Source organism: Labedella phragmitis (genome assembly GCF_004078635.1).
In the GTDB taxonomy this organism is placed as follows: domain Bacteria; phylum Actinomycetota; class Actinomycetes; order Actinomycetales; family Microbacteriaceae; genus Labedella; species Labedella phragmitis.
Window position 1 is genome coordinate 248,288 of the sequence record NZ_RZNB01000005.1, and the last position, 12,880, is coordinate 261,167.

The 12,880-nt window shown below is 68.5% G+C and carries 13 protein-coding genes; 7 read left to right on the forward strand and 6 right to left on the reverse strand.

The window, feature by feature from the left end:
• Positions 1-50: 50 nt before the first annotated feature.
• Genes ELQ90_RS13230 through ELQ90_RS13245 form a run of 4 tightly spaced genes read left to right on the forward strand, consistent with a single transcriptional unit; the run spans position 51 to position 4,145 of the window.
• Complete coding sequence (locus tag ELQ90_RS13230; RefSeq protein WP_128495751.1) at positions 51-1,142, forward strand: glycosyltransferase family 2 protein; 1,092 nt, start codon at positions 51-53, stop codon at positions 1,140-1,142.
• Positions 1,123-1,938 (forward strand): CDP-alcohol phosphatidyltransferase family protein, encoded by an 816-nt coding sequence (locus ELQ90_RS13235; protein WP_128495752.1) that lies wholly within the window; start codon positions 1,123-1,125, stop codon positions 1,936-1,938. Before ELQ90_RS13230 ends, ELQ90_RS13235 begins: the two co-directional genes overlap by 20 nt.
• Positions 1,931-2,809: a glycosyltransferase family 2 protein gene (locus ELQ90_RS13240; RefSeq protein ID WP_128495753.1), complete on the forward strand. Its 879-nt coding sequence runs from the start codon at positions 1,931-1,933 to the stop codon at positions 2,807-2,809. The genes ELQ90_RS13235 and ELQ90_RS13240 overlap by 8 nt, the downstream gene beginning before the upstream one ends.
• A gap of 31 nt (positions 2,810-2,840) precedes the next feature.
• Positions 2,841-4,145: a CDP-glycerol glycerophosphotransferase family protein gene (locus ELQ90_RS13245; RefSeq protein WP_128495754.1), complete on the forward strand. Its 1,305-nt coding sequence runs from the start codon at positions 2,841-2,843 to the stop codon at positions 4,143-4,145.
• Here ELQ90_RS13245 and ELQ90_RS13250 read toward each other — a convergent pair.
• The 5 genes from ELQ90_RS13250 to ELQ90_RS16690 all read right to left on the reverse strand — a co-directional run bounded on the left by ELQ90_RS13250 (position 4,142) and on the right by ELQ90_RS16690 (position 7,902).
• Positions 4,142-5,002: a hypothetical protein gene (locus ELQ90_RS13250; protein WP_128495755.1), complete on the reverse strand. Its 861-nt coding sequence runs from the start codon at positions 5,000-5,002 to the stop codon at positions 4,142-4,144. The genes ELQ90_RS13245 and ELQ90_RS13250 overlap by 4 nt on opposite strands.
• A gap of 123 nt (positions 5,003-5,125) precedes the next feature.
• Positions 5,126-5,884, reverse strand: coding sequence for an ABC transporter ATP-binding protein (locus ELQ90_RS13255; RefSeq protein ID WP_128495756.1), 759 nt, complete (start codon positions 5,882-5,884; stop codon positions 5,126-5,128).
• Positions 5,884-6,672: an ABC transporter permease gene (locus ELQ90_RS13260; RefSeq protein WP_128495757.1), complete on the reverse strand. Its 789-nt coding sequence runs from the start codon at positions 6,670-6,672 to the stop codon at positions 5,884-5,886. The genes ELQ90_RS13255 and ELQ90_RS13260 overlap by 1 nt, the downstream gene beginning before the upstream one ends.
• 90 nt (positions 6,673-6,762) lie before the next feature.
• Positions 6,763-7,455: a phosphocholine cytidylyltransferase family protein gene (locus tag ELQ90_RS13265; RefSeq protein ID WP_128495758.1), complete on the reverse strand. Its 693-nt coding sequence runs from the start codon at positions 7,453-7,455 to the stop codon at positions 6,763-6,765.
• Between the two features lie 276 nt (positions 7,456-7,731).
• Positions 7,732-7,902: a hypothetical protein gene (locus tag ELQ90_RS16690; RefSeq protein WP_166409058.1), complete on the reverse strand. Its 171-nt coding sequence runs from the start codon at positions 7,900-7,902 to the stop codon at positions 7,732-7,734.
• Positions 7,903-7,960: 58 nt separating this feature from the next.
• Between ELQ90_RS16690 and ELQ90_RS17145 the strand changes: the two genes are divergently transcribed.
• The 3 genes from ELQ90_RS17145 to ELQ90_RS13280 are packed head-to-tail and all read left to right on the forward strand — an operon-like array spanning position 7,961 to position 11,536.
• Positions 7,961-9,649, forward strand: coding sequence for an ABC transporter ATP-binding protein (locus ELQ90_RS17145; RefSeq protein ID WP_341810329.1), 1,689 nt, complete (start codon positions 7,961-7,963; stop codon positions 9,647-9,649).
• Positions 9,625-11,196 (forward strand): hypothetical protein, encoded by a 1,572-nt coding sequence (locus ELQ90_RS13275; protein WP_128495759.1) that lies wholly within the window; start codon positions 9,625-9,627, stop codon positions 11,194-11,196. Before ELQ90_RS17145 ends, ELQ90_RS13275 begins: the two co-directional genes overlap by 25 nt.
• Positions 11,197-11,245: 49 nt before the next feature.
• Positions 11,246-11,536, forward strand: a complete 291-nt coding sequence (locus ELQ90_RS13280) for a DUF3039 domain-containing protein (RefSeq protein ID WP_424980822.1) — start codon at positions 11,246-11,248, stop codon at positions 11,534-11,536.
• Between the two features lie 19 nt (positions 11,537-11,555).
• Here ELQ90_RS13280 and ELQ90_RS13285 read toward each other — a convergent pair whose 3' ends face one another.
• Entirely contained in the window at positions 11,556-12,854 is a 1,299-nt protein-coding gene (locus tag ELQ90_RS13285; RefSeq protein ID WP_166409060.1) for a nicotinate phosphoribosyltransferase, read from the reverse strand.
• Positions 12,855-12,880 lie beyond the last annotated feature (26 nt).

Below are 12,880 nucleotides of genomic sequence, written 5' to 3' on the forward strand. Positions count from 1 at the left end.
CCCTGACACCCCCTGGTAAGCTCGGGCGCACCCGAATGCGAGTGGAGAACATGGAACGACCGCGGCGAGACGAGCCGGTGACGGCTCGGCCGGGCGTCTCCTACGTCATGCCCGTCCTCAACGACGTCACGCATGTGCGGGCCGCCGTGCAGAGCCTCCTGGACCAGGACTACACCGGGGAGTTCGACATCGTGGTGGCGGTCGGGCCCTCGATCGACGGGACGAACGAACTCGTGGAGGAGATGGGGCGGGCGGACCCACGGATCACCGTGGTCGACAACCCGGCCGGATCCACCCCGTCAGGGCTCAACATCGCGATCCGCGCGTCGCGTCACCCCATCGTCATCCGCGTCGACGCGCATTCGGTCCTCCCGCGCGACTACGCGCGACTCGCGGTAGAGACGATCGAGCGGACCGGTGCGGACAACGTCGGCGGGATCATGGACGCCCAGGGCACGACGGCTTTCGAGAAGGCCGTCGCCGGGGCCTACGGATCGCGAGTCGGCCTCGGGGGCACGCCTCATCACGTGGGAGGAGCTGAGGGGCCGGCGGACACGGTGTATCTCGGGGTCTTCCGGCGAAGCGCCCTCGAGCGGGTCGGGCTCTTCGACGAGCGCATCAAGCGGGGCCAGGACTGGGAGCTCAATGAGCGCATCCGCTCGAGCGGTGGCACGGTGTGGTTCACGCCCGAGCTGCGAGTCACCTACCGCCCGCGATCGACCCTGTCGCGACTCGGCCGTCAGTTCTTCTCGACGGGCCTGTGGCGGGGCGAGCTCACGCGGCTCATCGCGGCCTCGCGCAGCCTGCGATACTTCGCGCCGCCCGTGCTCGTCGTGGGCGTCTCCCTCGGGATCGTCCTCGGTCTCGTCGGGCTCGCGACCGCCGTGACCGGCCAGGCGGTCCCGCTGCTCCTGCTCGGCTGGCTGGCCCCCGCGGCCTACGCCGTCATCGTCGTCGTCGCCGCGGCCCTCGTCGCCCGTCGGGACGGTGTCGGGACCTTCGCGTGGTTTCTCGTAGTGTTGCCCTGTATCCACTTCTGCTGGGGCATCGGTTTCGTTCTCGGTTACCTCTCCCTTGCGAGCAACATCGCGGCGCAGACGTACAAGAAGGGCGCGGGCGCGAGTGACACACGAATCGGTTGAGCGGCCGCTGAAGCCGCGCAGCTTCGCGGAGCTGAGGGCAGTGGCCCAGCCGCCCGAGGTGCGGAGCCGACGCAACGCGGAGCACTGGACGGCGTCGCTCTACCTCCGGGACCTGTCGCCCTATCTCACGTGGGTCCTGCTGCGGACCCCCATCAGCGCGAACGGCGTCACCGGGCTCATGATCCTCACCGGGTGGTCGGTCGCCGCTGCGCTCCTCATCCCGGGGTTCTGGGGGGCTGCGCTCGCGCTCGTGCTCGGTCAGATGCAGATGCTCGTGGACTGCTGCGACGGCGAAGTGGCCCGGTGGCGACGGACGTCCTCTCCCGCCGGAGCGTTCCTCGACGCGGTCGGTCACTACTCGACGGAGGCGCTCATCCCGCTCGCGCTCGCCATCCGCGCAGCGGGCTATCCGGTCACTGCCCCCGAGGACTTCGCATGGACGACGCTCGGCGCGCTCCTCGCCCTCGTCATCATCCTCAACAAGGCGCTCAACGACATGGTCCGCGTCGCTCGGGCGAACTTCGGCGCACCGAAGCTGACGTACTCCGAGGGGGAGAGCGCACCCCGTGGCGGGCTCCTGAGCGTCGCTCGACGCATGGCGAAGTTCGTCCCGTTCCATCGACTCTTCCACTCGGTGGAGTTGACGATGGTCATCTTCGTGGGAGCGGTGGTGGGTTTGTTCGTGGGAGACGAGCTCGCGATGCGCTGGACTCTCGTCGGGCTGCTCGTGCTCGGCTTCGTGACCCTCGTCGGGCACTTCGTCGCGATCATGGCGTCGAAGAGGGTCAGTGTCTGACTTTCGCGTGCCGACCGTCGGGGTCGTGGTGCTGACGCAAGGCACGCGTCCGTCCGATCTCGCGGATGGTCTCGCGAGCGTGCTCGCCCAGGAGGATGTCGCGCTCGACGTCGTCGTCGTGGGTAACGGCTGGCAACCGGTCGGTCTCCCGAAGGGCGTCCGAGGGCTCGGCACCACCGAGAACGTCGGAATCCCGGCGGGACGGAATCGCGGTGCCGCCGTGGTGTCGGGGGAGTACGTCTTCTTCCTCGACGACGACGCGCGTATCCCGAGCCGGCGGTTCCTCGCGGACGCCGTCGATCTGCTCACCGCCCAGCCCGACATCGGTCTCGTGCAGCCGCGGCTCGAGGGCCCGGGTGACGACGACCCCCCAGCGCGGTGGATCCCGCGGATGCGGAAGGGTGACCGCCACGACTCGAGCAACGTCTTCTCATGCCTCGAGGCAGCCGTCGTCCTCCCGCGACGCGTCTTCGACCGCGCCGGTGGATGGGGTGACGAGTACTTCTACGCCCATGAGGGCATCGAACTCGCGTGGCGTGTGTGGGACCAGGGGAAGCGCGCCTGGTACGCCGGCGACCTCCTGGCCCTCCACCCGATCGTCCATCCCACGCGGCACGCCGAGTACTTCCGGATGAACGCGCGGAACCGGGTCTGGCTCGCCCGGCGCAACCTGCCGATGCCTCTCGTTCCCGTGTACGTCGCATCGTGGACCGCCGTGACACTTCTGCGCTGGTGGCGACGGCCGGCCGACCTCTCGGCGTGGTTCGGCGGCTGGACGGAGGGGTGGCGGACGTCGCCGGGGGTACGACGGCCGATGTCGTGGCGTACGGTCGTGCGGATGGCGCGAGCGGGACGACCGCCCGTTATCTAGACCGTTATCTTCCGCAGTTATGGTGGAACCCATGGCTCTTCTCACCGATGCACGGAAAGCGTTGCGGTTCCTGAGGAGGACACTCGCGTCGCGATCGGCGTCGCGTGATCTGTCGAAGACGCTCGCCTCGCGTCCGACCCTCGAGCCCGGTCGGTTCCGCATCGCCGTGTACTTCGCGGACAGCAGCGTCAACATGTACCAGGTTCGGCAGTGGTATAAGCCGCTCGCGGTCCTGGCGAAGCGGTGGCCCGTCGTGATCCTCAGCCGGGGAGCGACCGCCGCGGCAGCGCTGCTCGAGGAATCGCCCGTCCCCGTCGCGTACGTGCGCACCGTCGTAGCGCTCGAGCAGACGCTCGCCGAGCAGGACATCAGAATCGTCCTCTACGTCAACCAGAACGCCAAGAACTTCCAGATGTTCCGGTACGGTCGCATGTGGCACGTCTTCATCAACCATGGTGAGAGCGACAAGATGTACATGATGACCAACCAGTTCAAGGCGTACGACTACAGTCTCGTCGCCGGGGACGCGGCGCTCGGCCGGTTGCGTCGGGCCCTCTGGGACTACGACCTCGAGAAGCGCGCCATCCCCATCGGTCGTCCGCAAGCCGATCACTTCTCGGGAGCGCTTCCGTATACGCCGGACGACCGAACGGTCGTGCTCTACGCGCCCACCTGGGAGGGGGACCGCGCGTCGGCCGCGTACGGCTCGATCGTGTCCCACGGCGTGACCCTCGTGCGGGAACTGCTCGCGACGGGGCAGCACCGGGTCGTTTTCCGGCCGCATCCGCGCTCCGGCGTCGTGGACCCCGCCTACGGCGCCGCGAAGCGCTCCATCGTCGCGATGCTCGAGGAGGCGAACCGAGAGGATCCGTCGGCGCACCACGTGTACGACGACGGTCCCGACATCGGGTGGCAGATCTCCGCCGCCGACGTCGCGGTCGTGGACATCTCGGCGATGGTCTACGACCGGCTCGCCACGGGCAAGCCGCTCCTCATCACCTGCCCGGCCGACCCCGCCGCCGTCGTCGACTCCGAGGGCTACCTCACGGCGTGCGAGTGGCTCACGGCGGAGGCGGCACCGACCATCGTCGCCGAGACGGAGCGGCTGCTGCACGACGACGAGACACTGACGCGTATCGACTACTGGTCCCGGCACTACTTCGGCGACCCGACGCCGGGCGAGGCGACGCGTAAGTTCCACGCGGCGATCGATCACCTCATGACGGAGTGGGACCGGTTCGCCGCGCTCCACGCCGGTGATGGTGAGACGGAACTGACAGCGAGCAGATCGTTCGACCCCTCGGAATCCGACGACCTCGACGGAGAGACCGACTAGCGGCGGTCGACGGACTCCGTGTCGTCGCCCGAGAGTTCGTCGAAGCCGGACGCGTCGGCTTCCCCCGGCGACACGGGACCCGCTGTGACGGCGCGACGACGGACGAACGGCAGCTTCCGGCGCGGAGTCCTATCGTCCTCGATGGTCTCGAGTTCGAGGGGGAGCACGTAGGGCGCGGGGCCGAACGCCGTGCGCGCGGCAGAAACGACCTGCCGCCCGGCCATGTTGTTGCCGACCCCGCCGATCGCCGCCCCGATGCCGAAGGGTGCGGCCTTGCCGATGAGCGAAGCGCCGTGGTTGACGGCGAACTTCCGGAGGAATCGCTTCTTGAGCTCGTCGACGACGGGCCCCATGAGAACCTGCGGGATGCTCGTCGACACCATCTCGCCCCAGAACGCCTTGCGTTCGGGCCCCTGCCCCATCGCCTGACCGGTGAACTGCTTGACGAGGTCGGATCCGGTGCGGCCGAGCATGAGCGACATGACGAGAGCGCGTGCGCGGACCGGGTCCTCGATCGTCACGCCGTGGACCTCGGCGACCGACTGCGCGAAGAGAGCCGTCGTCTCGAGAAAGCCCGCCGTCTCGACGCCGGACAGTGCGAGCGTGACGCCCGTGCCGATCGCCGGCACCATCGCCGTCGCGCCGACCGCGGCACCGCCGGCGGTGATCGCCGCGAGGTAGCGGCGTTCGAGGACCCTCACAAGCTGGTCGGGCGTCGCACCGGGATGACGCTTGCGCACGCCGCGCACGTAGGCGACCACGGCGGGGCGCTGCACCGCGAGGACGCGGTCGAGTCCCTTGACCCAGGCGGACTGGTCGTTCGACGACACAGCGGTGTCCTTCGCTTCTCGACTCACCCGTGAAGTCTATGTCGGTGTCGCCCCCGCTCCCTGTGTCTTGCCGCAGTGCCGAGACTGTGTCAGGACGCCGTCGATCAGTGAACGGGTGTCGGCGGCCGGTCGTGTGTCGGACCGCTCGCGTCAGCCTGCGACGGCGGGACGATTGTAATCGTCGTTGTAGCGATCGAGCACGTCGCCGATGGGTCCGTCGAGCACGAGGGAGCCTTTGTCGAGGTAGAGTCCCCGCTCGCAGAACCGTCGCAGATCCTTCTCGTTGTGCGAGACGAAGAAGAGCGTCCGTCCCCCCGCGAGCATCTCGTCGATCCGCGCGTAGCACTTCGCCTTGAAGGCGCGGTCGCCGACCGCGAGGACCTCGTCGACGAGCAGGATCGGTTCGTCCAACTGGGAGATGACGCTGAACGCGATGCGCACCTTCATCCCGCTCGAGAGGTGCTTGTAGGGAGTGTCGACGAAGTCCTCGATCTCGGCGAACCCGATGATCTCGTCGAACCGCGCGTCGATCTGCGAGCGTGTCATGCCGTGCAGACCGGCGGTGAGGTACACGTTGTCCCGGACCGACAGGTCGTCGACGAACCCGCCCGTGATCTCGATCAGCGGAGCGACGCCGCCCACGACGTCGATACTGCCCTCGTCGGGGAGAACGACACCGGCGACGAGCTTGAGCAACGTGGACTTGCCCTGTCCGTTGCGCCCGACGACGCCGATCGATTCGCCCCGCGCGACGGTGAAGTCGACGTTGCGCAGGGCCCAGAACTCGTTCGGTCGCGAGCGACGGCTACGGCCCGCGAGGAGGTCCTTGAACGTGCGGCGTCCCCGCCGATTGCGCCGGAAACGGATACCGACGTCGGAGACGGCGATCGCGATCGGTGTGTCGGCCATCAGAGCTCCTTGAGGACGGCGCGTTCGCAGCGGCGGAAGACGACGAGCCCGACGGCCAGGATGAGCAGGGACATCCCGGCGGAGACGGCGACGAGGAATCCGTCGAACTGTGCCGGGAAGAACGCCGATCGATACAGCGCGAAGATGCCGCTCAACGGATTGAAGGCGGCCCAGAAGTGCAGCTGTTCCGGGAGGTCGCTCGTGCCGTACACGATCGGCGACGCGTAGAACAGGAACCGGAGGACCAGTTTGGTCGCTCGCTCCAGGTCGCGGAAGAAGACGACAAGAGGGGCGACGAGCATGCCCACTCCGATCGTGAGAGCGGCCTGGATGCTCATGGCGAGGGGGAACAGTAGCAGGCCGGGTCCGACCGGTGCTCCCGCGACGATCGCGAAGACGGCGAGCACGGGGAGCGACGCGATGAATTCGACGCCCTTCGAGGCGACGATGCGATTCACCCAGATCGTGCGTGGGATCGACGTCGATCGGACGAGCTTGGCGTCCTTGAGGAAAGCGCGTGTGCTGTCGGAGACGGCGCCGTTGAACCACATCCACGGCAGCAGTGCGACGAGGAGGAAGACGATGTAGGGACGCTCGCCGATGTTCCCCCCGCGGTCGAAGACCACGGCGAAGACGAACCAGTAGATGCCGGCCATCACGAGGGGGTCGAGGATCGACCAGACGTAGCCGAGCGCACTCGTCGAGTACCGCACACGGAGATCGCGCGACGTCAGCAGCACGAGTGCGTGGCGGTACCGGGCGGCGGACGACCTTCTCGTCGGGCTCACCGGTCCTGGTCCACTCACAGCACCAACTTATCCGCAAAAAAGGACCGGCACGTGCGAGACGCGCGTGCCGGTCCTGCGGAGAGGTGACGACTAGACGAAGAGGTTCGCCCGGTCGAGGTCCTCGGCGAAGTCGACCTCGACGGCGTAGAGGTCCGAGATGTCGACCGGCTCGACGAGGATGTTGTTCTGCTCGATCGCGAGCTCGATGCCGCGTTCGAAGTAGTCCTGCGCGTCGACGCGCTGCAGGTGACGGATGAGCGTCGCCTTGTCGGCGGCCGAGATGTAGTTGATGCCCACGGCCTCGCCGAGTCCGCCCTTGACGGTCTTCGAGAGCTTCTGGATATAGCCCTCTGCGCTCGTCGTGTACTTGACCTCTTCGTCCGAGACCTTCGCCGTGTTGACCGTCACGAAGGACTGGTCGCGCGCGATCATCTCAGCCGCGCGGTCGAGCACCTGCGGATCGAAGACGACGTCACCGTTCATCCAGAGGACGCCGCCGGGCTGCGAGGCCTGGAGAGCCCGGAGGAGGCTCTTGGAGGTGTTCGTCTGGTCGTACTGCTCGTTGTACACGAACGATGCGTCGGGGAAGGCCTCGACGATGTGCTCGAGCTTGTAGCCGACGACGATCGTCACCTTGGCCCGCTTGCCGAAGGCGTGGTGGATGTTGTCGAACTGCTGCTGCATGATGGTGCGGCCGTCGCTCAACTCGGTGAGCGGCTTGGGAAGGGACCGTCCGAGTCGGCTTCCCATGCCGGCGGCGAGAATCACTACCTGAGTGGTCACGAAATGCTCCTTCGTTGGAAATCGGGGGAGACGGCGCGGGCGCCCGCTGGGCCGTTCACACGCAATTCACCCGAAAGTCGATGAGATGACACCCCGTTATGTCCTCGTACACGATAACGGGACACCCTCGCGGGGGGCAGCAGGGTTGACAGTGTCGTTGTGGATTCGTGATACGCCGCTCGGGCTCCTCCCAGCCCGACGTCTCGTCGACTGTCGACACCGCTCTGCACGCCCACAGCGCCCTTGGTAGGTTTAAGCGGTGACTTCCGAATCCCCTCAGAACGACGACGCGCGGACGCCGTCGACCCCTTCCGAGCAGACTCCGGAGTCCGCTCCGGGCGGGAGTGCGGGCGCGAAGAAGTCGTCAGCGCGCACCGCTTCGTCGACGCCGCGAACCTCGAAGTCGTCACGGTCGACATCGTCCTCCACCTCGAAGTCGTCGTCCACCCCCTCGACAAACCGTCGGAAATCCGCCGCCGCATCCGCGGACGCTCCCGACGCCGTCGTGGAGCCGCAAGCGTCGGCTCCGAAGAGTCCCCGGTCGGCCGGTTCGACGCGCAAGCCCGCCGCGAGCGCGCAGAAGCGAACTCCGGATCCGGTCCGCTCCGCCGCGGCGAAGGCCGCCGCGGCACGGCGCAAGGCGGCAAAGGAAGCCGCTGCCGCGGCCGCCGCAGCGGCAGCCGCCGAGGCCGACGCGGCAGCTGAGGCAGCTGGACCGGGTGAAGACGCGTCGGTGGACTCGGCGGCGGCTGCCGGGCCGGCGGTCGCCGGCCCCGCGGATCCGATCGACACGGGAACGCTCGAGGACTCCGGCAGTGATCGCGCCGTGGTCGAGAGCGATGTCGCGCCCGATGCGCCCACACCGGCCCCCGAGGAGCCGATCACGCCCGCGGATGGACTCGCCCCTGTAGCCGAGACTCCTGGCGAGGCAGACGGTGGCGCTGAGGAGGGCGCCGCGCTCAGTGATGCCGACGCGCTGGTGGACGACGAGATCGCTGGAGCGCCATCGACATCCGATGATTCCGCGTCGCCTCCTCCTCTTCCTCCTCTTCCGGCCATCTCGGCCGCCGAGGCCGCCGTCGTCTTCGCGCAGGGGCCGGCCCCGGCATCCGAGCACGACACGACGCCGACGAGCACCCGCTCGGTCGGTCTTGTCGATCGCCTGAAGCGACTGTTCACGTCGCGATCGATCGGCGAGGCCGCTCCGAGCGAGACCGCCGCGACCGAGAGCACCGACGCGGGTTCCGCCGATGACGCTCGGGCGCCCGGCGTCCTCGTCGACGATTCGAGCGAGACGACCGGTGCCTCCGTGTCTGCTCCGGCGCCCGTAACCGACCACGACGGCTCCGCGGCGGAGCACGACGCGCTCATGGTCGAGGGTCGCGCGGTCACGCCTCTCGATGAGGAGCGGAGCGACGAGCGAGCCGTGGAGCTCGGCACCGTGCTCGCCGTGCGGGGACTCACCAAGAGCTTCGGCGACACGCACGCCGTCGATGCGCTCGACCTCGACGTCCACGCTGGATCGTTCTACGGGATCGTCGGCCCGAACGGCGCCGGGAAGACGACGACGTTGTCGATGATCACGGGTCTGCTGCGGCCCGACGCCGGCTCCGTCTCGGTGAACGGCACCGACGTGTGGGCCGATCCGGCAGCCGCGAAGCGCACGATCGGAGTGTTGCCCGACCGCTTGCGTGTCTTCGATCGCCTCACCGGTGCCCAGCTGCTCTACTACGCCGGCATGCTGCGGGGGCTCAAGAGCGACGTGGTCCGGAGCCGCGTGGAGGATCTCGCGCGGGCCTTCGGCCTCGAGGACGCCATGGGTCGCCTCGTCTCCGATTACTCGGCAGGCATGGTGAAGAAGGTGTCACTGGCGGCAGCCATGATCCATTCGCCTCGCATCCTCGTGCTCGACGAGCCCTTCGAGTCGGTCGATCCCGTGTCGGCGGCCCGGATCGTCGAGATCCTCCGCACCTACGTCGACAACGGAGGGACGGTCGTCCTCTCCAGCCACAGCATGGACTTCATCCAGAGGGTGTGCGATCACGTCGCGATCATCGTCGAGGGTCAGGTGCTCGCCGCCGGAGCGGTCGAGGACGTCCGCGGCCCCGTCTCGCTCGAGGAACGCTTCCTCGAACTCGCGGGCGGGCGGAAAGCGGCGGAGGGGATGGAATGGTTGCACAGCTTCTCCGGCTGAGGCTTCAGTCCTCGCTCGGCGCGCTGCGTCGGACGCCCATGCAGATGCTCGGGCTCCTCATCGGGATCGGTCTCGGCATCGCGATCGTCTGGGCGATCGGACTCGGCCTGTTCGCGTTGCGCTTCGTCGAAGCGGGAAACGCTCGCGACCTCATCGTCGTCGCCGGTTCGTTCGTCGTGCTCGGGTTCGCCACGGTGCCGTTGCTCTTCCGGCTCGAGGACCCGATGGACCCGCGCGCGTTCGCGCTCTTCGGGCTGCCACCGCGTCCTCTCGCACGAGGGCTCGCAATCGCCGCGCTCCTCGGCGTCCCGGCGATCGTCATGGCCGTGCTGAGTCTCGCGACCGTCGTGACGTGGTCTCGCGGGCCGCTGCCGATACTGTTCGCCATCGTGTCAGCCCTACTCGCCGTCGCCACGTGCGTCCTTCTCGGGCGCATCTCCATCGCGGTCGGATCGGTCTTCCTGTCCCATCGACGCACGCGCGAGTTCACGGGGATGCTGTGGCTGCTCGTGATCGTCCTCGTGATCCCCGCGCTCGCGCTGCTCGCGAGCATGGACTGGGGGAACGCGGGCTTCACGGTCTTCGGCCGGGCGGCATCCGTCGTGAGTTGGACGCCGTTCGGCGCGGTCTGGTCGGCGCCAGGGGACGCGGCGACGGGCTCGCTCGGGGCCGCAACGGTCAAGCTCCTCATCGCCGTCGCGACCGTCGCTCTGCTGTGGCGGGGTTGGGAGGCTCTCGTCGCGAGGCTCGTCGTCTCACCCGTCCGAGAGGCCCCGACGAAGAGCTTCGGCGGGCTCGGTTGGTTCGATGCGCTTCCCGGCGGTCCTGTCGGCGTGATCGCCGCGCGGAGCCTCACCTACTGGTCCCGGGACTCGCGCTATCTCGCGCCTCTCCTCGTGATCCCCGTCGTTCCGTTCCTCATGATCGCGCCCCTTCTCGTGGCGGGCGTGCCGGCTCAACCGCTCGCGCTGCTCCCGCTGCCCGTGATGTGCCTGTTCCTCGGGTGGTCCCTCCACAACGAGCTGGCGCTCGACTCGAGCGCCGTGTGGTTGCACGTTGCGTCGGGTGTCCGCGGCTGGGCGGACCGTCTCGGACGCACCGTGCCGATCCTGTTGATCGGGACGGTGCTCGTCGCGGCGGGGTCGGCGCTGACGGCGGTCGTCTACGGCGACTGGAGGGCGTTCCCCTCGATCGTCGGCGTCTCCTCGGCGCTGCTGCTCGTCGGTGTCGGCGTCTCCTCTCTCGTGTCCGCACGACTCCCGTACGCGGCGGTCCTTCCGGGCGACAGCCCTTTCCAGCAGCCGCAGACGAGTGGAAGCTCCGCCGTCGTCTCGCAATCCGTCAGCCTCCTCGCGACCATCGCCTTGACCGTCCCGACGTTCTGGTTCGCCGCGCGGGGCCTCGTCGAATCACCCTCCTGGCACCTCGTCGCACTGTTCGTGGGGCTCGGTTCCGGTCTGCTGGTGCTGATCGTCGGCATCCTCGCCGGAGGCCGTGTCTTCGATCGACGCGGCCCGGAGATCATCGGCTTCGCGACGAGCGTGTAGCTCGAGCCGCAACGGCTCTCCTGCGTGCCGGCGGTCGTAGAATGGGGTCATGCAGACGCCCAGCTTCAGCACGATGGACCCTTCCGGTACGCCCGATGGGGGATCGACGAGCGTGCTCGACCGCGAACTCGAGAAGCTCCTCGAAGACGAGGCGATCGAACCGGGTGACCACGAGCGCTTCTCGCACTACGTGCGCAAGGAGAAGATCCTCGAGTCGGCGATGACCGGCAAGCCCGTCAAGGCGCTGTGCGGCAAGAAGTGGACCCCGGGTCGCGACCCGGAGAAGTTCCCGGTCTGCCCGAGCTGCAAAGAGATCTACGAGAAGCTCAAGAAGGACTGAGCCGGCGAAGCGCCGCTCCTCACTCGTAGAGGGTGGGGAGGGCCGGCTCCCCACGAGTGAGCCGGAAGGCGGCGGCGGGCAATTCCCCGACGGCGCTCTCCCGGTGTGCTCGAGCCCGCTCCACACCCGTGGCTCCGAGGACGTCCTCCATCGGTTCCCCTCCCACGAGCAGTGGCGTGAGGAGTTCTCGTTCGTCCGTGCGCGCTTCGGCCGTGGGGGAGGTGCGCACGACTTCGGCGCTCGCGACTCCGCCGTCGAAGCGGCGGTACGCGCGCTTGCGCCCGCCCAGGGAGACCTTGTCGGCTGAGGCCTTCGCCACCGACACCCAGTCGCCGGCGTCGTCGCGATGCGCCACGAGCTTGTAGACCATGCCCGCCGCCGGTGCTCCCGATCCGGTCACGAGCGACGTGCCGACGCCGTAGGAGTCGACGGGAGAGCCGGACAAGCCCGCGATCGCATACTCGTCGAGGTCGTTCGTGACGGTGATCTTCGTGCCGACCGCGCCGAGCGAGTCCAGTTGCTCGCGGACCTCGACCACGAGGGTGGGGAGATCGCCGGAGTCGAGGCGGACGGCGCCGAGCCCCGTGCCCGCGACGCGGACGGCCGTCTCGATCGCCGTCGGGATGTCGTATGTATCGACGAGCAGGGTCGTCCCCGAGCCGAGGGCGGCCACTTGCGCTCGGAACGCGTCCTCCTCGGAGTCGTGCAGGAGGGTGAAGGCGTGCGCGGCCGTACCCATCGTCGGGATGCCCCATGTGCGACCGGCCTCGAGGTTGCTCGTGGCGCCGAAACCCGCGATGTACGCCGCTCGCGCGGCCGCGACGGCGGCCTCTTCATGCGCGCGTCGTGATCCCATCTCGGCGAGGGGGCGACCGGCGGCCGCCGTCACCATGCGCGTCGCCGCATTCGCGACGGCGGAGTCGTAATTCAGCATGCTGAGCACGAGCGTCTCGAGTACCACGCCCTCCGCGAAGCTCGACTGCACGACGAGCACGGGGGACCCGGGGAAGTACACCTCGCCCTCCCGGTAGCCCCAGACGTCGCCCGAGAACCGGTAGTCGGCGAGCCAGTCGATCGTGGCGGGCCGGACGATCTGCGCGTCAGCGAGCCACGAGAGCTCCTCGTCGCGGAACCGGAACCGTGTGATCGCCTCGACGAGCCGGCCCGTGCCGGCGACGACGCCGTAGCGTCTCGCGCCCGGAAGCCGACGGGCGAAGGTCTCGAAGACCGCTTCGCGGTGGGCCGTGCCCTTCTCGATGGCCGCGTCGACCATGGTGAGTTCGTAGCGGTCGGTGTGCAGGGCGGTGGAGTTGCTCACCTCGTCAGCCTAGCGACGCGGCTAGG

What these genes read in the sequence shown, in the direction of transcription:
- ELQ90_RS13230 (WP_128495751.1), top strand. Translation starts at nt 51, where the DNA reads ATGGAACGACCGCGGCGAGACGAGCCGGTGACGGCTCGGCCGGGCGTC.
- ELQ90_RS13245 (WP_128495754.1), top strand. Translation starts at nt 2,841, where the DNA reads ATGGCTCTTCTCACCGATGCACGGAAAGCGTTGCGGTTCCTGAGGAGG.
- ELQ90_RS13255 (WP_128495756.1), bottom strand. Translation starts at nt 5,884, where the DNA reads ATGGCCGACACACCGATCGCGATCGCCGTCTCCGACGTCGGTATCCGT.
- ELQ90_RS13275 (WP_128495759.1), top strand. Translation starts at nt 9,625, where the DNA reads ATGGTTGCACAGCTTCTCCGGCTGAGGCTTCAGTCCTCGCTCGGCGCG.
- ELQ90_RS13280 (WP_424980822.1), top strand. Translation starts at nt 11,246, where the DNA reads ATGCAGACGCCCAGCTTCAGCACGATGGACCCTTCCGGTACGCCCGAT.